This is a genomic window from Streptomyces sp. NPDC002779, assembly GCF_042888685.1.
In the GTDB taxonomy this organism is placed as follows: Bacteria; Actinomycetota; Actinomycetes; order Streptomycetales; family Streptomycetaceae; genus Streptomyces.
Map to the genome: position 1 here is coordinate 1 of NZ_JBIAQC010000007.1, position 21,599 is coordinate 21,599.

General features: G+C 72.2%; 22 protein-coding genes. 8 read left to right on the forward strand and 14 right to left on the reverse strand.

What is annotated here, in order from left to right; all coding sequences use genetic code 11:
* Positions 1-357 precede the first annotated feature (357 nt).
* Together ACFYW5_RS20430 and ACFYW5_RS20435 are read right to left on the reverse strand one after the other, a co-directional pair.
* Positions 358-1,545 (reverse strand): winged helix DNA-binding domain-containing protein, encoded by a 1,188-nt coding sequence (locus ACFYW5_RS20430; RefSeq protein WP_389418439.1) that lies wholly within the window; start codon positions 1,543-1,545, stop codon positions 358-360.
* A gap of 98 nt (positions 1,546-1,643) precedes the next feature.
* Positions 1,644-2,150, reverse strand: a complete 507-nt coding sequence (locus ACFYW5_RS20435; RefSeq protein ID WP_389418440.1) for a DUF1269 domain-containing protein — start codon at positions 2,148-2,150, stop codon at positions 1,644-1,646.
* Between the two features lie 168 nt (positions 2,151-2,318).
* On the opposite strand from ACFYW5_RS20435, the gene ACFYW5_RS20440 reads away from it, so the two are divergent.
* The gene (locus ACFYW5_RS20440; RefSeq protein ID WP_389418441.1) at positions 2,319-2,594 is read left to right on the forward strand and encodes a hypothetical protein; all 276 of its coding nucleotides are present in this window, start codon (positions 2,319-2,321) and stop codon (positions 2,592-2,594) included.
* A gap of 7 nt (positions 2,595-2,601) precedes the next feature.
* On the opposite strand, the gene ACFYW5_RS20445 is transcribed toward ACFYW5_RS20440, so the two are convergent.
* The 3 genes from ACFYW5_RS20445 to glnA form a co-directional block, all read right to left on the reverse strand.
* Positions 2,602-5,295 (reverse strand): substrate-binding domain-containing protein, encoded by a 2,694-nt coding sequence (locus tag ACFYW5_RS20445; protein ID WP_389418442.1) that lies wholly within the window; start codon positions 5,293-5,295, stop codon positions 2,602-2,604.
* A 172-nt stretch (positions 5,296-5,467) separates the two neighbouring features.
* Positions 5,468-5,728, reverse strand: a complete 261-nt coding sequence (locus ACFYW5_RS20450; RefSeq protein WP_389418443.1) for a hypothetical protein — start codon at positions 5,726-5,728, stop codon at positions 5,468-5,470.
* A gap of 100 nt (positions 5,729-5,828) precedes the next feature.
* A complete protein-coding gene (gene glnA, locus ACFYW5_RS20455; protein ID WP_250070264.1) occupies positions 5,829-7,238 on the reverse strand; it encodes a type I glutamate--ammonia ligase in 1,410 nt (469 codons plus the stop codon).
* Positions 7,239-7,448: 210 nt separating this feature from the next.
* Between glnA and ACFYW5_RS20460 the strand changes: the two genes are divergently transcribed.
* From ACFYW5_RS20460 to ACFYW5_RS20470, 3 genes are all read left to right on the forward strand, one after another.
* Positions 7,449-7,916 (forward strand): RDD family protein, encoded by a 468-nt coding sequence (locus ACFYW5_RS20460; protein ID WP_389418444.1) that lies wholly within the window; start codon positions 7,449-7,451, stop codon positions 7,914-7,916.
* A gap of 101 nt (positions 7,917-8,017) precedes the next feature.
* Entirely contained in the window at positions 8,018-9,169 is a 1,152-nt protein-coding gene (locus ACFYW5_RS20465) for an acyl-CoA dehydrogenase family protein (RefSeq protein ID WP_389418445.1), read from the forward strand.
* Between the two features lie 42 nt (positions 9,170-9,211).
* Positions 9,212-9,727 (forward strand): flavin reductase family protein, encoded by a 516-nt coding sequence (locus ACFYW5_RS20470; protein WP_389418446.1) that lies wholly within the window; start codon positions 9,212-9,214, stop codon positions 9,725-9,727.
* A 19-nt stretch (positions 9,728-9,746) separates the two neighbouring features.
* Here the strand turns inward: ACFYW5_RS20470 and ACFYW5_RS20475 are convergent, their stop codons facing one another.
* The 4 genes from ACFYW5_RS20475 to lipB form a co-directional block, all read right to left on the reverse strand.
* A complete protein-coding gene (locus tag ACFYW5_RS20475) occupies positions 9,747-10,448 on the reverse strand; it encodes a DUF4191 domain-containing protein (protein WP_389418447.1) in 702 nt (233 codons plus the stop codon).
* A 59-nt stretch (positions 10,449-10,507) separates the two neighbouring features.
* Positions 10,508-10,708: a hypothetical protein gene (locus ACFYW5_RS20480; protein ID WP_389418448.1), complete on the reverse strand. Its 201-nt coding sequence runs from the start codon at positions 10,706-10,708 to the stop codon at positions 10,508-10,510.
* A 246-nt stretch (positions 10,709-10,954) separates the two neighbouring features.
* The gene (lipA, locus tag ACFYW5_RS20485; RefSeq protein WP_389418449.1) at positions 10,955-11,920 is read right to left on the reverse strand and encodes a lipoyl synthase; all 966 of its coding nucleotides are present in this window, start codon (positions 11,918-11,920) and stop codon (positions 10,955-10,957) included.
* A 106-nt stretch (positions 11,921-12,026) separates the two neighbouring features.
* Complete coding sequence (lipB, locus tag ACFYW5_RS20490; RefSeq protein ID WP_389418450.1) at positions 12,027-12,824, reverse strand: lipoyl(octanoyl) transferase LipB; 798 nt, start codon at positions 12,822-12,824, stop codon at positions 12,027-12,029.
* Positions 12,825-13,058: 234 nt separating this feature from the next.
* Here lipB and ACFYW5_RS20495 point away from each other — a divergent pair, with 234 nt between their 5' ends.
* Positions 13,059-14,492, forward strand: a complete 1,434-nt coding sequence (locus ACFYW5_RS20495) for a regulator (RefSeq protein ID WP_389418451.1) — start codon at positions 13,059-13,061, stop codon at positions 14,490-14,492.
* Between the two features lie 15 nt (positions 14,493-14,507).
* Here ACFYW5_RS20495 and ACFYW5_RS20500 read toward each other — a convergent pair whose 3' ends face one another.
* Both ACFYW5_RS20500 and ACFYW5_RS20505 read right to left on the reverse strand, forming a co-directional pair.
* Entirely contained in the window at positions 14,508-15,848 is a 1,341-nt protein-coding gene (locus ACFYW5_RS20500) for an NAD(P)/FAD-dependent oxidoreductase (protein WP_389418452.1), read from the reverse strand.
* Between the two features lie 171 nt (positions 15,849-16,019).
* Positions 16,020-16,916 carry a TIGR01777 family oxidoreductase gene (locus ACFYW5_RS20505; protein WP_389418453.1) on the reverse strand — a complete coding sequence of 299 codons (897 nt, stop codon included), beginning with the start codon at positions 16,914-16,916 and terminating at the stop codon, positions 16,020-16,022.
* 70 nt (positions 16,917-16,986) lie between these two features.
* Here ACFYW5_RS20505 and ACFYW5_RS20510 point away from each other — a divergent pair, with 70 nt between their 5' ends.
* Complete coding sequence (locus ACFYW5_RS20510) at positions 16,987-17,484, forward strand: GNAT family N-acetyltransferase (RefSeq protein ID WP_389418454.1); 498 nt, start codon at positions 16,987-16,989, stop codon at positions 17,482-17,484.
* Positions 17,485-17,538: 54 nt separating this feature from the next.
* On the opposite strand, the gene ACFYW5_RS20515 is transcribed toward ACFYW5_RS20510, so the two are convergent.
* On the reverse strand, positions 17,539-18,723 hold the full coding sequence (locus ACFYW5_RS20515) for a MarP family serine protease (RefSeq protein ID WP_389418455.1): 1,185 nt from the start codon (positions 18,721-18,723) through the stop codon (positions 17,539-17,541).
* A 159-nt stretch (positions 18,724-18,882) separates the two neighbouring features.
* Between ACFYW5_RS20515 and ACFYW5_RS20520 the strand changes: the two genes are divergently transcribed.
* Both ACFYW5_RS20520 and ACFYW5_RS20525 read left to right on the forward strand, forming a co-directional pair.
* Positions 18,883-19,695, forward strand: a complete 813-nt coding sequence (locus tag ACFYW5_RS20520) for a peptidoglycan recognition protein (protein ID WP_389418456.1) — start codon at positions 18,883-18,885, stop codon at positions 19,693-19,695.
* Positions 19,696-19,799: 104 nt separating this feature from the next.
* Complete coding sequence (locus ACFYW5_RS20525) at positions 19,800-19,985, forward strand: hypothetical protein (protein WP_389418457.1); 186 nt, start codon at positions 19,800-19,802, stop codon at positions 19,983-19,985.
* A gap of 7 nt (positions 19,986-19,992) precedes the next feature.
* Here the strand turns inward: ACFYW5_RS20525 and ACFYW5_RS20530 are convergent, their stop codons facing one another.
* Both ACFYW5_RS20530 and ACFYW5_RS20535 read right to left on the reverse strand, forming a co-directional pair.
* On the reverse strand, positions 19,993-20,511 hold the full coding sequence (locus ACFYW5_RS20530) for a DUF4240 domain-containing protein (protein ID WP_389418864.1): 519 nt from the start codon (positions 20,509-20,511) through the stop codon (positions 19,993-19,995).
* Between the two features lie 76 nt (positions 20,512-20,587).
* Positions 20,588-21,574, reverse strand: a complete 987-nt coding sequence (locus ACFYW5_RS20535) for a helix-turn-helix transcriptional regulator (RefSeq protein ID WP_389418458.1) — start codon at positions 21,572-21,574, stop codon at positions 20,588-20,590.
* Positions 21,575-21,599: the final 25 nt, after the last annotated feature.

A 21,599-nucleotide genomic window follows, 5' to 3' on the forward strand; every position in this document is an offset into this window, starting at 1 on the left:
CGGGAGTCACCCCCACCCGCACCTCAGCCCCCACTCTGGGCCAGCCCCCACGCACCCCGGCCCGCACTCCGCGGACGGCGACCGCCCCGGCCCTCTCCCCGTCAGCTCCCGCTCCAGCTGACCCCGACCCACCCGCGCCCGCGCTCCAGGCCGTGCCAGCAGCCAGCCCGACCCAGGTCCTCGACCCGCAACTCCCGTTCCAGCGCCGTCGGGAGTCACCCCCACCCGCACCTCCGCCCCCACTTTGTGTCGACCCCGGTCCGCCGACCCGCAACTCCCGCTCCAGCCGCGTCGGGAATCACACCCACCCGCACCTCAGCCCCCAACTCTGTACCGGCCCCCACCCGACCCCGGCCCTCACCCCGTCAGCTCCCGCTCCAGCGGGGTGCGGAAGCGGGGCGTGACACGGGTCGTGCCCAGCCACTCCCGCAACCGCTCCGCCTCGGCCGAGATTGCCGTCTGTGCCTCCCCGCCCACCCCGGAGGAATCCAGCAGGCGCCACACGATCTCCCCGTCAGGGCGCTGCGCCCACCCCCCGACCACCCGTCCGTCCCACCACACCGTCGGCCCCACGTTCCCGCTCCGGTCGAACAACGCCCCCCGCAGCGACGGCGCCAGATACCAGTCCCGCCCCTGCCACCCCATCGCCGTGGGATCCAGCCCCGGCAACAGCGCCGCCCACGGCCGCCGCGGCTCCGCCACCGGCCCGGCGTCCCCGGCGACGACATATCCGGTGCCCTCGTCCAGCCCCACCGCCTCCGCCCCGATCGCCGCCAGCGCCCGCCGCACCTCGGTCACCCGCCACCCCGTCCACCACTTCAGATCCGCCTCCGTGGCAGGCCCGCACACCGCCAGCCACCGCCGCAGCAGCTCCGCCTGTGCCCCGGCAGGGTCCAGCTCGGGATGCTCCGGCGCCGGCGCCCACCGGAACTGCGTCGACGTCCACGAGCCGAGCGGCCGCCCCCGTACGACCTTCCCCTCGATCCCCAGCACCCTCAGCAGCCGCGACGAAACGGTGTGCACCCCCTCGTAGCTCTTCCCGGCCGCGTACACGAACTGCTCCCGCAACCGCGGCTCGTCCCGGGCCAGTTCGGCCGCCGTCGCCTCCCCGCGCCGCGCCAGCGCGGACAGCGCCGACGCCTCCACCTCCCGCAGCCACTCCGCGTCCGGCGCCTCCGCCTTCGCCATGTCCTTGACCAGCGAGGCGCGTTCCCGGGCGGCGACCGCGAGCCCGGTGGAGGCGTGCACGACGGCGGTCAGCTCGGTCGGGAACACGAACACCGTGTGCCGCATGCCGTGCATCCGCACCAGTGAACGGTCCTCGTACAGCGCCTGCTCCGTACCGGCGACGGTCTTCGCCGGGTCCGCCAGCCGCGCCCCGACGGCGAGGAACACCGTCGCCGGATCGGTACCGTGCAGCGCCACCAGCGACCCGGCGACCTCCTCCGGACTCCCCGCCCGCGCCTCCCCGGCCAGCCGATGCCGCACCGCCAGCCGGGCCCGCCGCTCGGCCACCCCGATGTACCGCGGCCCGCCGTCACCCATGTCCGACCTCCACCCGTCACAGCCGTCACCACATCCTGACGGAAGCCACTGACAGTCCCGGCGGGGCGAGTCCGGACAAGGGGCCTAGACCTGCGCCGTCACGCGGGCTCCGTCTTCCGCGTCGCCGCCGCGATGGCCTCCCGCAGATGGTCCTCGTCGGCCTTGCTGAGCGAGGTCTGCACCAACTCACCGCCGTACGGCGTCAGTTGCGGGATCACCTTGTCGTCGGCCGCCTTCTTCACCAGTACGAACAGCGCGGCGGCACCCGGCCGCAGATTCGCGCTGAGGTCCTTCATGAAGTCGTCGTTGATGCCCGTGTCGGTGACCGCGCCCCCGGCCGCACCGGCCGCCGCGCCCACCGCCGCCCCCAGCAGCGGGGCCAGGAAGAGCAGTCCGATCACACCGCCCCACAGCGCACCGCCGGCCGCGCCCACGGCCGTGTGGTTGACCGCCTGATGCAGTTTGATCTTTCCGTCCTGGTGGCGCTCGACGACCACCGCGTCCTCCAGCTCCACCAGATGCTGCTTGGACAGCTCGAACAGCTTGTCGCGGACCTGGCTCGCGGTGGCGACGTCCTTATAGGCGATGACGAAGAGATCGCTCATGGTGGGGCACCCCTTGTTTCCCGTACGGCATCGTCCCGCACGTCCGTATTGCGGCATTTGCGCAATCGATCCGACTCTAGGCCGGTGGAAAAGGGGATGCACGCCGAGTGCTCGGCTCCCTAGCCTGGACTAATCTCAGCCACCCACGCCCATGGAGGGGAGGCCGTCATGGGCACCATCGTTCTTTCCGGGACCGTCGTCCTGGTTGTCATGGGATTCGGGAACCCTCTCTACTGGCTCGCCGCCGTCGCCGTGCTCTTCCTGTACGTGCGGTACGGGCGCGTCGCGTCGCCGACCCCCCGGTCGGGCGGCGGATCCGGCTCGATGCCGTCGGACTACCGCGCGTACCGGCAGCGTCGTGACACGCAGGCCAAGTGGGAGCGCCGCTACCGCCGCGAGCGGCCCATGCAGTTCCGCCGCCAGGACCGCGGCCGTAACAGCTGAGAGCCGGTCAGAAGTTGGAGATCACGCTGGTGATCACCTGCTCGATCGTATCGGCGTCACGTGCGTCGTACGCCTGCCCGTCGCCGGCGTCCGCGATCCGCTGGAGCACGCTCCTGCCCCTTCGGTCGCGGTCGTCGGCCTCGCTGCCGTAGGCGATGGTGAAGACACGCACCAGAGGCTTGGACGTGTCCCCGATGCGCCGCAGCAGCTCCTCCTCGGTCAGACTGCCCCGGTCCTCGTTGCGGCCGTCGGTGAGCAGGACGATCGCGTTGATGGCGCTCGGGTCGTAGTCCGCCCGCATGGCCTTGGCCGCCGCGTCCAGCGTGTCGTACAGACCGGTCGCGCCCTCCGCCGCCAAGGCCCGGAAGTTCTCGGACAGCAGCTTGCTCCGAGTGCCGTCGGGCAGTTTCTGGTGGTAGGGGCCGAGCGGGACGAGTTCCCGGTAGTCCGTGCCGCCGCCCAGATCCTCGGCGTCGGAGAACTTCCACAGCCCGACCTTGTCCGACCCGGTGAACTCTCCGAACAGCTCGGTGTCCGCTCGCTTCAGACGCTGCAGTTTGCTCTGCTTCGTGCCCCGGATCTCGTCGTTCATCGACCCCGAGGTGTCGATGACGAGGAGCACATTGGCGGGCCGGCGCAGCACGGGCCAGATGTCCAGCAGGTGCTTGAGCACGTCGTCCTCGGGCGTGGACAGAGGGTCGAGTCGGGTCTTGGGCAGGACTCCGTGAGCCTCGTCGATGAGCGGGGAGTTCTTCGGGACCGCACCCTCGTGGGTGCGGAAGCCGTAGGGCGCGAAGTCACGGGTGAAGGTCTCGGGGGCGTGCAGGTAGGTGAGGAAGTCGTCGGCCACCGCCTCCTTCGCCGCGGTCATGCCGTTCAGCTTGATGTAGGGGTGGTCGGAGAACAGGATGCCGTCCGTCGGATAGAACGACACCAGCGGCGTCTCCGGCTTGGTGGTCTTCGCGCACTCATTCTCCCCGCTGAGCGCGCCGCACGGGTAGCCCGCGTTGTAGGCCGCCACGGTGTTCTCCTCCAGCGTGACGGCGGAGATGTACGACATGGCCTTGAGGTCGCTCTCCTCGTCGGCCCGGCGGAGATTGGCGGTGAAAGTCAGCGTGGTGTCGCCGTAGTGCACCGCAGACCGCTCGATGTCCTTGACGAACGCGCGGTTGCCGGAGTCGTCGAGGCGGGCCTCGCTCAGCTCGCCGCTGGTGCCGGTCGCGGCGTAGAAGGCGCCGATCGTCGCGTTGAGCCCAGAGGTGGAGTACTCGGGATTGGTCTTGCCGAGTGTGAAGTCCCCCCACTCCGGCTTGCCCCGGTCCTTCTGACCCCAGAACCCCTTGGCGTTCCTCGACCATCCGGCCAGTTCACTCCAGCTGAACCGGTTCTCCGGCCACTCCAGCACCTCGCCCATCGGCTGGGGCATGGCGATGGTGAGCGGACTCGTGATGATCGGCTCCGCCCGCTCCGGGAACAGGCCCTTGGTCTTGCCCGTCGCGTTCGTCCGGGCCAACGACAGCCACGCGCCCCCGGCCGGCGACCACACGTCCGGCCGCGGCCCGTCGTCCTCCTCCCAGCCCCGGGCCAGTGCCCGCATCGCCTCGCCCGAGTTCGTGTCGCCGACGACGACCTCCACGCACGCGCCGCCACTGCGCCGGGGACCGTAGGTCTGCGCGGCGCGCCGCAAGGATTCCGACTTGTCGACGGAAGCGGCGATGCGCAGTGCGGTGTCGGCCTTGTCGCAGCTCGCCAGGGAGGCGGAGGGCGGCTGGTCGTCGTCGGCCGTCGAGTCACCGCTGCCGCAGGACTGCACCGCCACGACGGCGATCACCGTCGCCGTGGCGACCAGCGGCACCCCCCACAGCAGCCGCCGCCGACGCGCGCCGGAGACGGCCCGCCTCCGCGGAGCCCTGGGCGGGACGGGAGGCCGGCCCGGCTTCCGGGGCATCCGTAAGGACAGGGTCGCGGCGGGGCGGGCAGCCTGAGCGGACGGCTCGATCTCGAGCGCGAGGAGGATACGTACGGCCACGTGCGCCGCGTTGAGCGCGGCGTCCTGCTGCCCGCCGGCCGCCTCCAGCCCCTTCTTCTCCCCGTCCGCCAGGTCGCTGATCCCACGGATGAGGAGCCACTTGAGCCCCGTGGAGGCACGGCTCTGGACCGCCCGGGCGAAACCGGCGCCCTCCGTCTCGATCGCCGCCGTGTCCTCGTAATGCGTCCGGATGATCCCGTGCTCGGGGGCGTACGAGGAATCGATCACCGTGTCCCCGGACGCGATCGGCTTGACATGGATGCGGCCGGTGAGCAGCGGGGCCAGCTCGTGCGCCACCTGTTCCGCGGTGCTGAGGACCTCACCCGGGGGTTCCCAGCTCCTGGGTCGGGCGTGGAATCCCTGTTCCGACTGCTTGCCCCGCTGGTAGTCGTACACGATGTCGGCGATGACGACGTCCCGGGGGACGGCGTCCTTGCGGCCGGCGGCGATGCCGACGAAGAAGGCGGCGTCCGGCTGCACCTTGGCCAGCCAGCTGCTCACCGCCGTGGCGGTCGTGGTGTTGCCGGTCCCGGTCTTGGCCAGGTACACCCGCCAGAGGACCCGGCCGCTCAGCTCGTAGACGGCCGCGCGCGTTCCGCCGTCCAGTTCGTCGGGCCCGGTTTTTGTCGCACCGGCCTCCGTGAGATGGGCTTCGACCTTCAGGTACTCCACATCAAGGGCCGTGAAGATTATCGCTGTGCGGGTACGGGCCACTGCCACCGAACCAACCGATCATGAGGCGGACTGGGAAGCGGATCGCCCAAATGGCGAAGCAACATCATGCAGCCCAATGCCGCTGCGAGGCACGGGGATCGGCCGAAGCGCCCGCCAAAGAAGCCGCTTCTTAATAACCCGCCCGGAATCCGCTGTACCCGAGCAGCACGATGATCGCCGCGACGCTCCCCAGGACCACGGCGGTGGATATCCAGGACCGCCGCCGGCTGTGCCGCACCGGGTCCGGATCGCCCCGGAACGGCACGGGACCGGGCGGGTTCTCCTTCCACCGGGCGGCCAGCATCCGCGCCCGTGCGGACGGCTCCTTGTGCGCGGCCGCGTCCGCCCACATGATGTCGAACTCCCGCTCGCCGTCGTCCCGTTCGGACATCCCCGTAGCCCTTCTCGAACAGCCGTACCCCCACGATACGACGACGCCCCCGCCCTGAGAAACAGGAACGGGGGCGCCGGCACAACGGCTCAGGCGTCGATCACACGTCGAAGTACAGCTCGAACTCGTGCGGGTGCGGACGCAGCTGGAGCGGGGCGATCTCGTTGGCGCGCTTGAAGTCGATCCACGTCTCGATCAGGTCGGACGTGAAGACGTCACCGGCGAGCAGGAACTCGTGGTCGCGCTCCAGGGAGTCGAGGACGGCCGGGAGGGAGGTCGGGACCTGGGCGACGTTCGCGTGCTCCTCGGGAGCCAGCTCGTACAGGTCCTTGTCGATCGGCTCGGCCGGCTCGATCTTGTTCTTGATGCCGTCCAGGCCCGCGAGGAGCAGGGCCGAGAAGGCCAGGTACGGGTTGCCGGAGGAGTCGGGCGCGCGGAACTCGACGCGCTTGGCCTTCGGGTTGGAGCCCGTGATCGGGATGCGCATGGCAGCGGAGCGGTTGCGCTGCGAGTACACCAGGTTGATCGGCGCCTCGAAGCCCGGCACCAGGCGGTGGTAGGAGTTCACCGTCGGGTTGGTGAAGGCCAGCAGCGACGGGGCGTGCTTGAGGATGCCGCCGATGTAGTAGCGCGCCATGTCCGACAGGCCCGCGTAGCCGGCCTCGTCGTAGAACAGCGGGTCGCCGTTGCTCCACAGCGACTGGTGGACGTGCATGCCCGAGCCGTTGTCACCGAAGATCGGCTTCGGCATGAAGGTCGCGGTCTTGCCGTTGCGCCAGGCCACGTTCTTCACGATGTACTTGAAGAGCTGGAGGTCGTCGGCCGCGGCGAGCAGCGTGTTGAACTTGTAGTTGATCTCGGCCTGGCCGGCGGTGCCCACCTCGTGGTGCTGGCGCTCGACCTTCAGGCCCTGCTTGTCCAGCTCCAGGGAGATCTCGGCGCGCAGGTCGGCGAAGTGGTCGACCGGCGGGACCGGGAAGTAGCCGCCCTTGTAGCGGACCTTGTAGCCGCGGTTGTCCTCCAGCGCACCGGTGTTCCAGGCGCCCGCCTCGGAGTCGATGTGGTAGAAGGACTCGTTCGCGGAGGTCGCGAAGCGGACCGAGTCGAAGACGTAGAACTCGGCCTCGGGACCGAAGTACGCGGTGTCCGCGATACCGGTCGAGGCGAGGTAGGCCTCCGCCTTCTTCGCCACGTTCCGCGGGTCACGGGAGTACTGCTCGCCCGTGATCGGGTCGTGGATGAAGAAGTTGACGTTCAGCGTCTTGTCGCGGCGGAACGGGTCGACCCGGGCGGTCGACAGGTCCGCGCGCAGCGCCATGTCGGACTCGTGGATGGCCTGGAAGCCGCGGATCGACGACCCGTCGAAGGCGAGCTCCTCGTCCGGGTCGAACGCCTCGACGGGCACCGTGAAGTGCTGCATGACGCCCGGCAGGTCGCAGAAGCGGACGTCGACGAACTTGACCTCCTCGTCCGCGATGAACTTCTTGGCCTCGTCGGCGTTCTGGAACATCCAGCTCCTCCTACTCCCGACGGTCCGTGCCGGGGTGGTAGTTCGTTCGTGCGGCCAGTGCGGTGGCACACGCTGACCTCGACCCTAGGGACGCGTGATTTCTCTGGCGTGACCCATTTGTTTCGCACAAGTTAACCGGCCCTCGTTCCACCGTAGCCCCGACGCACCCCGACTGTCCTCGGTCATATGGGGGCGCAGTACCGTGGACGGGTGGACAACAGGCAAGCAATCGGATCGTGGCTCTCCGGGCCCCGCGCGGCCATGGAGGACGCCGGTATCGACCTCGGATACCGGGGTGAGCAACTCGGTCTGCCCGAGCACGGGCCCGGTTCCATCGCCCGTCCGGGCAGGCGCCTGGGCGCCCTCGCCGTGGACTGGGGCCTGTGTCTCTTGATCGCATACGGCCTGATCACGGAGGGCTACGACAGCACCACCGGCAACTGGGCGCTGCTGATCCTGTTCGTGATGAGCGCCCTGACCCTCGGCAGCGTCGGCTTCACGCCCGGCAAGCGCCTGTTCGGTCTGCGGGTGCTCGCCCTGGACACCGGCCGGGTCAATCCGCTGCGCGCCCTGCTGCGCACGGTCCTGCTCTGCCTCGCCGTCCCGGCCCTGATCTGGGACCGCGACGGCCGCGGCCTGCACGACCGGCTGGCCCGCACGGTCGAGGTCCGGATCTGACGCCGGTCGGGTGACCGTCGCGGCGGTCACGGCCCGGGGTCCCCGCCACGTCGAATGTTGTTCGAAACACTGCCGCCAACTCTGGCGGAGGTGGTTGGACAGTGTCGTACGACAGCACGTCGACGATCGTGGACCGGGCGACCGAGGTCGCCGACATCGCGGCCCGGCACAGCGAGGAGGCCGAGGCCGCACGGCGGCTCTCGCCCCAGGTGGTGCACGCGGTGCGGGACGCCGGTTTCGCCCGGCACTTCGTTCCCCTCGCCCACGGCGGCACGGCCGGCGGCTTCACCGAACTGACCTCGGCGGTCTTCCGGGTCGGCGAGGGCTGCACCTCCGCGGCCTGGGCGGCCTCCCTGGCGGCCTACGCCGGACGCTACGCGGCGTTCCTGCCCGAGCGGGGGCAGGCGGAGATCTGGGCGGCCGGACCCGACGCCCTGCTCGCCGCGGCGCTGATGCCGTCCGGCACCGCCCGCCGCGTCGACGGCGGCTGGCGGCTGAGCGGTGAGTGGAAGTACATCAGCGGGGTGCACTTCGCCGACTGGGCGCTCGCCTGCGCGCCCGTCCCCGACGAGCCGTCGGCGGACCCCGAGGGGCGGCCCGAGGTGCGGTACTTCGCGGTGCCGCGGGACGACTTCACCATCGCCGACAGCTGGTACTCCGTGGGCATGCGGGGCACCGGCAGCGACACCCTGGTGCTCTCCGACGTCTTCGTGCCCGGGCACCGCACCCTGGCCCGCTCCGCCGTCCACGCCGGCCGCGCCCCCGCCTCGGACGCCCGCTGCCACATCGTGCCGATGTACGCCGTGAACGCGCTGCCCTTCGCCGCCCCGCTGGTCGGCGCCGTGCGGGGCGCCATGCGGGCCTGGGTCGAGCGGACCGGATCACGGGTCGACCGGCGGGGGAGGGCCGTACGGGAGATGCCCTCGGCGCAGGTCTCGCTGGCCCGCTCGGCCGCCGAGGCGGACGCCGCGGAACTCCTCGTCCGGCGTACCGCGGCGGTCGCCGACGGAACGGAGTCCCCGGCCGAGGGCGAGGCGGCGGTCCGCGGGGCCCGGGACCTGGCGCTGGCGGTGGAACTGCTGGTCTCGGCCGTCGACCGGGTCTTCCGCAGCAGCGGAACCTCCGGCCAGTCCTCGACCGACCCGGTGCAGCGCTTCTGGCGGGACGTGAACAGCGCCGCCTCCCACGTGGCGCTCTCCTTCGAGTCCACGGGCGCCGCCTACGGTGCCTGGGCCCTGTCCGACCGGAGCTGACGTCCGGTTGCCGGGGCGGCGGGGCTCGCGGATAGTCGCGTCATGACCGAGCTGGACACAGACATACCGGACACGACGCTGGCATCCGAGGTGGCATCCGAGGAGTTCCGGGCCGCGATGGGCCGCTTCCCCTCGGGTGTCGTGGTGGTGACCACCCGGTGCCCGGACGGCACCCCCCGCGGCTTCACCGCGAGCTCGTTCTGCTCGGTGTCGCTGGAGCCGCCGATGGTCCTGGTGTGCCTGGCGGACTCGGCCGACTCGGCCGCGTCCTTCGCCCGCTGCGACCGCTTCGCGGTGAGCGTGCTCTCCCCGGTCCACCGCCCGCTCGCGGAGCGCTTCGCCACCAGGGGCGCCGACAAGTTCGGCTCCGCCGGACTGCGGCTGAGCCCCGGCGGACTGCCGACGGTCGAGCGGGCCCCGTCCGTGCTGGAATGCGCCGTACACGCACGTCACCCGGCCGGGGACCATACGGTCCTGATCGGCCGGGTGACGGGTGTACGACTGGGTGAAGGAGCCCCGATGGTCTATTACGACCGGTCCTTCAGAACGCTGGCCTGAGGCTCAGCGGGCCTCAGGCTCAGCGGGCCTTCGGGCCGCCCTTGGGAAGCTTCATGCCCTTGGGCATCGGCCCCTTCGGCAGCGGCATGTTGCTCATCAGGTCGCCCATGGCCTTCAGGCGGTCGTTGGTCGCGGTCACCTGGGGGCCCGAGAGCACCCGCGGCAGCTTCAGCATGGTCGTCCGCAGCTTCTTCAGCTCGACCCGGCCCTCGCCGACGCCCACGATCAGATCGTGCACCGGCACGTCCGCCACGATGCGGTTCATCTTCCTCTTCTCGGCCGCCAGCAGGCTCTTCACCCGGTTCGGGTTGCCCTCGGCGACCAGCACGATCCCGGCCTTGCCGACCGCCCGGTGCACCACGTCCTGGCTGCGGTTCATCGCCACCGCGGGGGTGGTCGTCCAGCCCCGGCCGATGTTGTCCAGTACGGCGGCGGCCGCGCCCGGCTGGCCCTCCATCTGACCGAAGGCGGCCCGCTCGGCCCGCCGCCCGAACACGATCGCCGTGCCGAGGAAGGCGAGCAGCACTCCCAGGATGCCGAGGTAGATCGGGTGACCGATCAGGAAGCCGATCGCGAGAAAGACACCGAGGATGAGGAGGAAGACGCCCGCCAGCACGAAGCCGATCTTCTTGTCGGCCCTGCGAGTCATCTTGTACGTCAGGGCGATCTGCTTCAGACGCCCGGGGTTAGCGGCATCCGCCGCGCTGTCACTTCTCGCCATGGCACGAAGTCTACGTGGCCCCGTGAGCGCCGACGACGGCAGTGCCGGTCACCGAACGGTCAGGGACCGGGGGTGAGCACCCGCTCCAGGATCTGCTGCGCCTCGACCCGGTCCTTGGCCCGGCGGCGGTCCTCCAGGACGGACGTCCAGGCGTTGCGGCGGGCGGTGCGCTGGCCGCCGCTCAGGAGCAGCGACTCGACGGCACGGAGTGCAGTGCTGACGGACGGAATGGCGGTGGCGCGTACCGGCGCGGCCTGCATGGGTGAGGTCCCCCCTCGGAGTGGGTTCGGATGTACGTGATGTGAGTCCAGCGTCACTGTTTGGTGTTACCAGGGCGTGACCGGCCGGTCAAACGCGAATGAAGCCCCGAGGAGTGGCCCGAAAACGCCGACGCGGTCCTGAAGCGCCCCCATCTGCGGGGACACCCAGGACCGCGTCAATCGGCCGCTACCGGGCGGTAGTTGCTTGTGCGCAGGTTCACACGCGCACGGTGGCACCGCGTGCCGTCAGACCGCCTGCGAGGCGACGTACGAACCGCGCTTTTCCACGGCCATCTGGTACAGCCGTCCGGCGCGGTAGGACGAGCGCACCAGCGGCCCGGACATCACGCCGGAGAAGCCGATCTGCTCGGCCTCCTCCTTCAGCTCCACGAACTCGTGCGGCTTGACCCAGCGTTCCACGGGGTGGTGGCGCACGGAGGGGCGCAGGTACTGGGTGATGGTGATCAGCTCGCAGCCGGCCTCGTGCAGCTGCCGCAGCGCCTCGCTGACCTCCTCGCGGGTCTCGCCCATGCCGAGGATCAGGTTCGACTTGGTCACCAGGCCGAAGTCGCGGGCCTCGGTGATGACCTTCAGGGAGCGCTCGTAGCGGAAGCCGGGACGGATGCGCTTGAAGATCCGCGGGACGGTCTCGACGTTGTGCGCGAAGACCTCGGGGCGGGACTCGAAGACCTGCCGCAGCAGCTCCGGCACGGCGTTGAAGTCGGGGGCCAGCAGCTCGACCTTGGTGCGGCCGGCCTCGCGGCCCGCGGTCTGCTGGTGGATCTGGCGGACCGTCTCGGCGTACAGCCAGGCGCCGCCGTCCTCCAGGTCGTCGCGGGCGACGCCGGTGATGGTGGCGTAGTTCAGGTCCATGGTGACCACGGACTCACCCACGCGGCGCGGCTCGTCGCGGTCGAGGGCCTCGGGCTTGCCGGTGTCGATCTGGCAGAAGTCACAGCGCCGGGTGCACTGGTCGCCGCCGATGAGGAAGGTCGCCTCGCGGTCCTCCCAGCACTCGTAGATGTTGGGACAGCCGGCTTCCTGGCAGACCGTGTGCAGGCCCTCGCTCTTCACGAGGTTCTGCATCTTGGTGTACTCGGGACCCATTTTCGCCCGGGTCTTGATCCACTCGGGCTTGCGCTCGATGGGGGTCTGGGCGTTCCGGACCTCAAGGCGCAGCATCTTGCGTCCGTCGGGTGTGACTGCGGACACATCGGCTCCCTGTAGCTTCGATTCTTCGGCGTACACCAGGGTACGCCCGTGTTTACTCAGCCCTGCTGTCAGGCCAACCCCACGGCCCGATGGCGGATTCCCGGCGTCAGACGGCCGCCCGCTCGATCTCCCGCGGCTTCAGCTCCGCGTTCCGCAGCACGTCGGTCAGGTGCCGCTCGACGACCGGCAGCACCTCGCCGATGGTCACGTCCCGGCCCAGCTCGGCGGCGAGGGAGGCGACGCCCGCGTCCCGGATGCCGCACGGGATGATGCGGTCGAACCACTTGTTGTCGGGGTTCACGTTCAGCGCGAAGCCGTGCATCGTGACGCCCTTGGCGACCCGGATGCCGATCGCGGCGATCTTGCGGTCCTCGCGGCGCTGGCCCGCGTTGGACGGGGCGTACTCGGGGCCGTTCAGCCGCGGGTCGAACTCCTCGTCCTGCAGCCGGGGGTCGAAGTCGAGCGAGAGGCCGCCGAGCACGGGACGCTGCTCGACCGGGTCGCCGAGCACCCACACTCCGCTGCGGCCCTCGACGCGGGTGGTCTCCAGGCCGAACTCCGCGCAGGTGCGGATCAGGGCCTCCTCCAGCCGCCGTACATGCGCCACGACGTCCACCGGGCGCGGGAGCTTCTGGATCGGGTAGCCGACCAGCTGGCCCGGGCCGTGCCAGGTGATCTTGCCGCCGCGGTCCACGTCGATCACCGGGGTGCCGTCCAGCGGCCGCTCGTTGTCCGCCGTGCGCCGGCCGGCCGTGTAGACCGGCGGGTGTTCGAGGAACAGCACGGTGTCGGGGATCTCGTCGGCGAACCGGGCCGCGTGCACCCGGCGCTGCTCGTCCCACGCCTCCTGGTACTCGACGGCGTTCGCTCCGAACCCCATCCGGACGAACCGCAACTCACTCACGGCAAGCGCCTCCCTGGACGTCGTAAGGCACGAAGGGTGCCTACGCCACTGTACGACTGCCGGTCGAGCGTCAGTCTTGCGGCCAATCCTCACACGATCGGATGAACGGGTGACGAAATGTGCGATGGCCTGCTCACTCTCCGCTACATTCGCGCCGTTCACTGAGGCCATAAGGGCTGCTCACAGGCAATCCGGGCAAGTCAGAGGCCTGGAAGGCAGGAGACCGCACCGCAGATGACGGAACGACCCGCGCAGCGCACCCCCAACCGCCAGCTCGCCGCGCTCATCGCAGAAGCGGGGTTCTCCAACGCGGGTCTCGCCCGTCGCGTGGACCAGCTCGGACTCGAACACGGGCTGGACCTGAGATACGACAAGACATCCGTGACCCGCTGGCTGCGCGGACAGCAGCCGCGCGGCACCACCCCCGCCCTGATCGCCGAGGTCTTCACCCGCCGCCTCGGCCGCCGGCTCACCGCCCAGGACCTCGGCCTGGACGCCTGCGCCCCCGTCTACGCGGGCCTGGAGTTCGCCGCGACCCCCGAGGAGGCCGTCGACATCGTCAGCGGGCTGTGGCGCAAGGACTCCGGCAGCCATGCCGAGCTGCGCAAGATCGCCTTCACCCCGGCCGGACTGGTGGTGCCGAGCCGGGACTGGCTGATCGGCCGGCCCGACGACCGGGTCGCGCACGGCGAGGCGCCGGTCCGGGTGCCGGTGCAGAACCGCCCCTCGGTGCCCCGGCAGCGCGGCGCCGAGCGCGGCCCCGGCCAGAAGGTCACCGCCGGCGACATCAACGCCCTGCGCTCGGTCGGTGAGCTCTTCCGCACCCTGGACAACATGTACGGCGGCGGCCACGCCCGCCAGGCCCTCGTGCGCTACCTGGAGCACGAGTGCGAGCCGATGCTGCGCGGCACCTACGGCGAGCAGACCGGCCGCCGCCTGTTCGCCGCGGCCGCCGACCTGACCCGGCTCGCGGGCTGGACGTCGTACGACATCGCAGCCCACGGGCTCGCGCAGCGGTACTACGTCCAGTCGCTGCGGCTGGCCCAGGCGGCCGGGGACCGGGCGTACGGCTCGTACGTGCTGGTCACCATGAGCCGGCAGGCCGTCTACCTCGGGCACGGGCGGGAGGCGGTGCAGCTCGCGCGGGTGGCCCAGCAGGGCGTCGGCACGACCGCCCCGCCCACCGTCCAGGCCCTGCTGCACGCGGCCGAGGCCCGCGGGCACGGGGTGCTGGGGGAGGTACGGGCCTGTACGGCGTCCCTGGCCCGCGCCGAGCGCGCCCTGGAGGCGGCGCGGCCCGGCGACGAGGTGCCGCACTGGGCCCGGTTCTTCGACGAGGCGCAGCTGGCCGACGAGCTCGGCCACTGCCACCGCGACCTGCAGCAGTTCCGGGCGGCGGCGCAGCACGCCGAGCGCTCCCTGCAGCTGCGGGCCCCCGCCTTCGCCCGCAGCCGCCTGTTCTGCCGCGTGGTCCTCGCCACCGCACGCCTGGGCCTCGGCGAACTCGACCAGGCGTGCGCGCTGGGCGTGGAGGCCGCGGGCCAGGCGGCGGAGATGCGGTCGGTACGGGCGGTGGAGTACATCCGGGACTTCGAGCGAAGGCTGGAGCCGTACAAGGACGCCGCCCCGGTGCGCGGGTACCGGGACAGGGTGGCCGCGCTGGGGTAGGCCGGCCGGCCCGCCTCAGGCCGCCTGGGCCGTCGGCAGGGGGTCCGCCCGGTGCAGGGAGCCGGTCACTCCCAGGTCGCTCACGATCGACCCCGCCGCGCGGCGGGCCGAGTGCAGGGCGCCCTGGACGGTGCTGGTGTCCCGGTGGTCGCCGCAGACGTACAGGCCCGCCAGCAGGCGCACCGGGCGGTGCGGGTCGTGCGGGGGGCGCATGGACGGCACCGCGTCCGCCGTGTGGTGGACCGCCAGGGTCTCCCAGCGGGTGGTGGACGTGCCGTACAGGCGGGCCAGATGCCTGCGGACCGCCGTGTCGAGGTCCGCGGGCGGTGCGCCGAGCACCGTCGACGACACCAGGGCGCGGCCCGCCGGGGCCCGGGCCGGGTCCACCGCGCTGGCCACCGCCGTGTGCGCCACCGGGCCGCCCCGGTCGGCGTCGAGGAGCAGTGCGGCGCCGCTCGACGGCGGCTCGTCCGTCGTGTGGTGGACGACCGTCACCGGATGGAAGTCCGGGACCCGCAGCCCGGGCAGCAGGCCGGCGGCGGTGCGTGCGCCGGTGGCGAGGAGCACGGCACGGCAGCGGTACACCCCGTGCTCCGCGGTGGTCACCGAGGTCGTGGAGACCGAGGTGACCCGCACCCCGGTGTGCACGGTCCCGGCGGGCAGGGACCGGGCGAGCAGCCGGGGCAGGGTCTCCGCGCCTCCCTCCGGCACGCACAGCCGCCCCCTGGCGAAGGAGTGCAGCGCCAGGTCCGCGCACCGGCTGGAGACCGTCAGCTCCGGATCGCCCAGCAGGGCCGAGAGCAGCGGCCGTACGAAGTTGTCGACCGTGCGGGCGGGCAGGGCTCGGGCCGTCAGCGACCGCCCGGCCGTCGACTCCGGGCGGGCCAGCAGGCGGGCGGCCGGGGTGCCCGCGAGCCGGGCCAGCGCGGCGGCGAGCCGCGCCTGGTCGACCGCCGTGCCCAGCGGCGCACGGGGCGCCGACGTCGGCCGGGGGGCGCTCGCCAGGGCGCGCACCGTGTGGAGTGCGCCCCTTGCGCCACCGTGGGATGCCGGAGCGCCGACGCGATGGTGGCGTCCGTCGCTGTGCAGCAGGATGTCGGGGGCGAAGGTGCGCAGGGCGAGCGCGTCGAGTCCCGGGGTCAGTCTCAGCTCGGGGTACGACGTGGACATCAGCTGCCCGACGCGGTCGAGCCGGAAGCCGTCCACCTTCTCGGTCGACATGCGGCCGCCCACCTCATGGGCGGCCTCCAGGACTGTGACGCTCACTCCTGCACTGATCAGCCGTTGCGCCGCCGCGAGGCCGGCGATCCCGGCTCCCACCACGACGACGTCCGCCTGGTACGCGGGCTCAAGCACGTGCCCCTCCTCGAGGTTGCGCGGCCGGTGGAGACGTCATGCCCCCAACAGGCTCCGGGGATACCCGAGTTCGGGTCGAGGTTAGGGCGGCAATCGGTCAGCGGAAGTCGCGCATCGACAGGGCACGGTCGCACAACGGTCGCATGCGGGCGGCGAACCGGGCTCACCTCGTCACAGCGCGGCCCGTACGGCCGCCTCCGCATCGGGGAACGCGAAGCTGAACCCCGACTCCAGCAGCCGCTTCGGCACCACCCGTGCGCTGCCGAGCACATCCCCGGCCATCTCCCCGAGCACCGTCCGCAACACCGGCGCCGGCACCGCGAACAGCGTCGGCCGGCGCAGCACCCGCCCCATCACCTCGGTGATCTCACGGTTCGTCAGCGGCTCGGGCGCGGTCACGTTGAACGGCCCCGACAGCCCGTCGGCCGCCATCAGATGCCGGATCGCCGCCACCTCGTCGTGCAGCGAGACGTACGACCAGTACTGGCTCCCGTCGCCCATCCGCCCGCCGAGCCCCGCCTTGAACAACGGGAACAGCCGCGCCCAGGCCCCGCCCTGCCGGGCCACCACGAGCCCCGTGCGCACGAACACCGTCCGCACCCCCGCCCGCTCGGCCGGCGCCGCCGCGCCCTCCCACGCCACGCACACCTCGGGCAGGAAACCGGTCCCGGGCGGCGCGCTCTCGTCGACGGCCCGGTCGCCGGTCTCGCCGTAGTAGCCGATCGCACTGCCGTTGACGAAGACCCGCGGCGGCTCGGGCAGCGCCGCCATGGCCTCGGCGAGCGTCGCCGTGCCCCGCACCCGGCTGTCCCGGATCCGCCGCTTGTACGCGTCCGTCCAGCGCCGCCCGCCCACCCCGGCCCCCGCGAAGTTGAGCACCGCGGCGCACCCGGCGAGCCCGGCCGGATCGACGTACCCGGCCTCGGGGTCCCAGCGGACCTCGTCCTTCGCCCGCGCCGCGCGCCGCACCAGGCGCACCACCTCGTGCCCGTCCGCCCTCAGGGACCGGACCACGGCGCCGCCGATGAGCCCGGACGCGCCGGCCACCACGATCTTCGAGTGTTCCATGGCCCCATCCTCCGCCCGCCGCCCTGCCTGCCCGGTCAGCCCGGTCCGCCGCCGCCGTAGGGTGACCCGCATGTCCGAGTCCCGACAGCCGCACCTACGCATCGCCACGCCCGCCGACGAGGAGCGGCTGGCCCGGCTCGACCGTGACACCTGGTCGACGCTGCACGCGGTCACGCCCCGCCCGCAACCGCCGTACCGCGCCTTCTTCGACGAGCGCCACCTCCCCGAGGACTACCTGGTCGCCGAGCTCGACCGCCGCCTCGTCGGTTACATCCGGCTCGCCTTCCCCACCCCGCTCGCCTCGAACGCGCACGTCCGGCAGATCCAGGGCCTCGCCGTGTCCGAGGAGGCGCGCGGCCTGGGGGTGGGGCGCGCGCTGATCCGGGCGGCCGTGGCGGAGGCCCGCCGCCGCGGCGCCCGCCGCCTCACCCTGCGCGTCCTCGGCCACAACACCCCGGCCCGGAAGCTCTACGAGTCCGAGGGCTTCGTGGTGGAGGGCGTCCTGCCCGAGGAGTTCTGCCTGGACGGCGTCTACGTCGACGACGTCGCCATGGGCCGCGCGCTCTGATCTCTACGGCGCCCTGACCTCTACGAGGTTCTGGTCTGCACCGGGTTCTGGTCTCTACGGCGTGATCAGCTCGCCCGTGTCCACCGCCCGTGTCGCCTCTGCCGCCCGCCCGGCCTCCTCGGCGACCTCGTCCGCGGTCAGCACATAGCCGGTCTCGGCGTCGGAGGTGGAGCGGGCGAAGACCACGCCGTACACCCGGCCCTCCGTGGTCAGCAGGGGGCCGCCGGAGTTGCCCGGGCGGACGGTGGAGCGGATCGAGTAGATCTCACGGGTCACGGTCTCGTCGTTGTAGATGTTCCGGCCCGTCGCCTGCACCCGGTTGGCGACCGTGGCCGCCTGGAGGTTCAGGGCGCCGTCCTGGGGATAACCGGCGACCACCGCCGAGTCGCCCCGCGCCGCGCTGTCGTCCCACTTCAGCACCGGCGCGCTCAGCTCGGGCACGTACAGCACCGCCACGTCCTTGCCCGGGTCGAACAGCACCACCCGGGCGTCGTACGCCGGACCCACCCCGCCCACCCGCACGCTCGGCTCGTCGATGCCGGCCACCACATGGGCGTTGGTCATCACATGCCGCGCCGCGTACACGAAACCGCTGCCCTCGCGGCCCTGGGAGCCCGAGACGCCCTCGATCTTGACCGTGCTCCGCTGGGCGGCGTCGGTGGCGGCGGCGGTGACGCTGTCGCCGGTGGGCCGGGCGACCTCGGCGGCCGACTCGTTCTCGAACGGGTTGAACACCTGCGGGAAGCCTGCCTCGGTGAGCGCCGAGGTGGCCCCCGAGAACCAGGCCGGGGTGGTGTCCGGCATCGCGTCCTGCACCGTCCCCAGCACCCGGGAGTCCCGGATCGCCGAGGTCAGCAGCGCCGAGGAGGACGCGGCCAGCACGCTCGCCGCGACCCAGGCCACGATCAGCACGGCCACCGAGTTGGCCACCGCCCCGCCGATGCCGTCGGCCACCCGCAGTGGACCCCGGTCCAGCTCCCGGCGCAGCCGCAGCGCGAGACGCCCCGCCAGCTCGTGCCCCACCGCCGCCGGGACCAGCACCGTCAGCACCGCGGTCACCGTCGCCGCGGTCGTCCCCGGCGTCACCAGCTCCATCACCCACGGCAGCACCCACACACCGATGACCGCGCCGCCCACGAACCCGGCGAGCGAGACGCACCCGGCGACCAGACCACGCCGGTAGCCGGAGGCCGCGTAGGCGAGGATCGCGAGCAACAGCAGGATGTCGAGCAGGTCCACGGAGCCGCCTTTCTCTCGGACCATCCAGTACGCACGGAACAGGTCCTGTGATCAGCCACGCGCGCGTGTACCCGGAAAACGCCGCAGACCATGATGATGGTTCCACCGGGTGGCAGAGCACACATCGCGGGCTGAGCGGATCCGTCGGACAGTGGGTCCATGCGTGTCTTCCGACCGGCCTTCCGAAGAACGCGGGGGGCACGAAGGCGTCGTCCCGGCCGAATACCCCGTCCGGCGCTCGCCGCACTCGGCTGTCTGCCGGGGCTCGCCGCCGTCACCGCCCTCGCCCTGTGCGCGAGCGGCGTGGAGCGCCCCGCGGCCGGGCGCGCCCTCGCGGCCCGTCCCGCCGCCCTGCACAGCGCCACCCGGCCGCCCATCGTGCCGCGCTCGGCCTGGCTCGACGAGGACACCCGGCGCTCCCAGCCGCCACCGCGCTACGACGACGAGGTCGTGGCCGTCTTCGTCCACCACACCGACTCGCCCAACGCCTACGACTGCGCCGAGGCGCCCCGCATCCTCCGCTACCTGTACACCGGCCAGACCGGCTCCCGGGACTGGGACGACATCGGCTACAACTTCCTCGTCGACCGCTGCGGCACCATCTACGAGGGCCGCGCCGGAGGCGTCGCCCGCGCCGTCACCGGCGCCCACACCCAGGGCTTCAACCACCGCACCGCCGGGATCGCCGCCCTCGGCACCTTCACGGCCGGAGCGGAGGTGCCCCAGGCCATGACGGACTCCATCGCCGCGCTCGCCGCCTGGAAACTGGGCCTGTCCGGCACCGACCCGCGCGCCGAGGTCCGCCTGGTCTCCAGCAACAGCCTCAGCCGCTATCCGCGCGGCACCCGCGCCACCCTGCACGCCCTCGCGGGGCACCGGGACGGCTACATGACCAGCTGCCCCGGCGCGGCCCTCAGCGCCCGGCTGCCCCAGATCCGGCAACTGGCGGCCCACCTCCAGGGCCGCCACTGAGCCTGCCGGGACCGCTCTCACAGGAACGCCACAGCGGGCGCGCAGGGCGCTCAGATCCCGCCGCCCTAGCGTCGTGCCCACAAGCCGACCGGAGGTGGGGACACATGAGGAGCAGCAGTCGGATGTGGACGGTGGTCTGCGCGGTCACGACCGTCGTTCTGGGACCGGCGGCCGTCACGGCATCGGCCCTCGAACAGGCCAACGCGGCACCGCAGCACCACACGGTGAAGGTGAAGGCCGAGGCCGCGCAGGCGTACCTCCCCTCGGACCCGAACCGCCGCAGGGTCTAGGCGCGTTCTAGGCGCGGAAGCGTTCCCAGAGCCTGGGGTAGCGCTCGGCCAGGGCCGGCTCGTTCTCGAAGTCGACCGGGGTGCCCTGCGGTTCCGTGGCGGCGGGCGGGATGCCGAGGTCCGGGGCGACGGTGCCGGTGAGCTGTTCGTAGGCCTCGTCGGCCGCGTAGCCGAGCTCCTCGCCGTCGCCGTCGTACTCCTCGTCGAACTCGTCCAGGAGGTCGGCCAGCGAGTCGGGGTCGTGCACCGCGCCCTCGTACACCTCCCGGCCCTGGCCGATCAGCCAGCACCGGAAGAAGTCGAAGGCGTCGTCGCTCGCGCCGTCCAGCAGCACCCATGCGGCGCCCCACAGATCCCAGGTGTAGGCGCGGTTGTAGCGGGCCTCGAAGTGGCGGGCGAAGTCCAGGACCATCTCGGGGTCCAGCTGGAGCAGCCGGTCCACCAGCAGGTCCGCCTGCTCCTCGGGGTCGCCCTCGGCGGCCTCGCGCGTGGCGTCCACCAGCTCCCAGAACTCCGTCTCGTCCATCACGGGTCCAGCATCGGCCCTTGACGGGTGGGGCGCACGTGGAGTGGGGCGGATTGTTATCGGGCGTCCGCGGTTGTTATCGCGCCTGTTCCGTGCCGTACAGGGCGGCCAGCCTTCGCGCGTCCGCCGCGAAGCGCGCCCGCAGGGAGTCGGGGGCCAGCACCTCGGCCTCCGGACCCAGCGACGCGAGCTGGCTGTGCGCGACCTCCTCGGACTCCACCGGCACCGTCACGCGCACCCACCCGTCCCCGTCCGGCTCACCGGCCCGCGCGAGCGCTTCCCGCGCGGACAGCGGATCGAGGAGGTACGGCAGCCTGCGCGCCCCGTCCGGGGACAGCCGTACCACCACCTCCGCGCGCAGCAGGGACCGCGCGAACTGCTCGGCCCGCTCCTCCCAGAAGGCGGGCAGCTCGAACTCCTCGTCCCGCTCGAACCGCTCCTCCCCGGCCTCCACGGCGGCGAACCGGTCGATGCGGTAGACGCGGTACGACCCGCGCCCGGCGACCCGCGCGCACAGGTACCAGACCCCCGCCTTCAGCACGAGCCCGTACGGCTCCAGCTCCCGCCGCACCTCGCCCTCGCCCCGCCGGTACACCGCCACCACCCGGCGGTCGTCCCACACGGCCTCCGCGACGGCGGGCAGCAGCGCGGGCGTCTCGGGCTCCTTGAACCAGTTCGGCGCGTCCAGATGGAACCGCTGCGAGGCGGTCCGGGACGCGTCCCTGAGGGAGGGCAGCAGCGCGGCGGACACCTTCAGGCGTGCGGCGGAGGCGGCGTCGTCGAGGCCCATCTCCCGGAGCGCACCGGGCACCCCGCTCAGGAACAGCGCCTCGGCCTCGCTGCGGTGCAGCCCCGTCAGCCGCGTCCGGTACCCCCCGATCAGCCGGTACCCCCCGGCCCGCCCCCGGTCCGCGTAGACCGGCACCCCCGCCTCCGACAGCGCCTGCGCGTCCCGCGTCACGGTCCGCTCGGACACCTCCAGCTCCCGGGCCAGCTCGGCGGCGGTCATGGAGGGCCGGGACTGCAGGAGCAGGACCATCTTGATCAGGCGGGCGGCGCGCATACGGCCATCATGCAGGAGGCCCCCA

Coding starts and splice junctions, on each gene's coding strand:
- ACFYW5_RS20430 (WP_389418439.1), bottom strand. CDS start 1,545: ATGGGTGACGGCGGGCCGCGGTACATCGGGGTGGCCGAGCGGCGGGCC.
- ACFYW5_RS20435 (WP_389418440.1), bottom strand. CDS start 2,150: ATGAGCGATCTCTTCGTCATCGCCTATAAGGACGTCGCCACCGCGAGC.
- ACFYW5_RS20440 (WP_389418441.1), top strand. CDS start 2,319: ATGGGCACCATCGTTCTTTCCGGGACCGTCGTCCTGGTTGTCATGGGA.
- ACFYW5_RS20450 (WP_389418443.1), bottom strand. CDS start 5,728: ATGTCCGAACGGGACGACGGCGAGCGGGAGTTCGACATCATGTGGGCG.
- glnA (WP_250070264.1), bottom strand. CDS start 7,238: ATGTTCCAGAACGCCGACGAGGCCAAGAAGTTCATCGCGGACGAGGAG.
- ACFYW5_RS20470 (WP_389418446.1), top strand. CDS start 9,212: ATGACCGAGCTGGACACAGACATACCGGACACGACGCTGGCATCCGAG.
- ACFYW5_RS20475 (WP_389418447.1), bottom strand. CDS start 10,448: ATGGCGAGAAGTGACAGCGCGGCGGATGCCGCTAACCCCGGGCGTCTG.
- ACFYW5_RS20480 (WP_389418448.1), bottom strand. CDS start 10,708: ATGCAGGCCGCGCCGGTACGCGCCACCGCCATTCCGTCCGTCAGCACT.
- ACFYW5_RS20495 (WP_389418451.1), top strand. CDS start 13,059: ATGACGGAACGACCCGCGCAGCGCACCCCCAACCGCCAGCTCGCCGCG.
- ACFYW5_RS20505 (WP_389418453.1), bottom strand. CDS start 16,916: ATGGAACACTCGAAGATCGTGGTGGCCGGCGCGTCCGGGCTCATCGGC.
- ACFYW5_RS20510 (WP_389418454.1), top strand. CDS start 16,987: ATGTCCGAGTCCCGACAGCCGCACCTACGCATCGCCACGCCCGCCGAC.
- ACFYW5_RS20520 (WP_389418456.1), top strand. CDS start 18,883: ATGCGTGTCTTCCGACCGGCCTTCCGAAGAACGCGGGGGGCACGAAGG.
- ACFYW5_RS20525 (WP_389418457.1), top strand. CDS start 19,800: ATGAGGAGCAGCAGTCGGATGTGGACGGTGGTCTGCGCGGTCACGACC.
- ACFYW5_RS20530 (WP_389418864.1), bottom strand. CDS start 20,511: ATGGACGAGACGGAGTTCTGGGAGCTGGTGGACGCCACGCGCGAGGCC.
- ACFYW5_RS20535 (WP_389418458.1), bottom strand. CDS start 21,574: ATGCGCGCCGCCCGCCTGATCAAGATGGTCCTGCTCCTGCAGTCCCGG.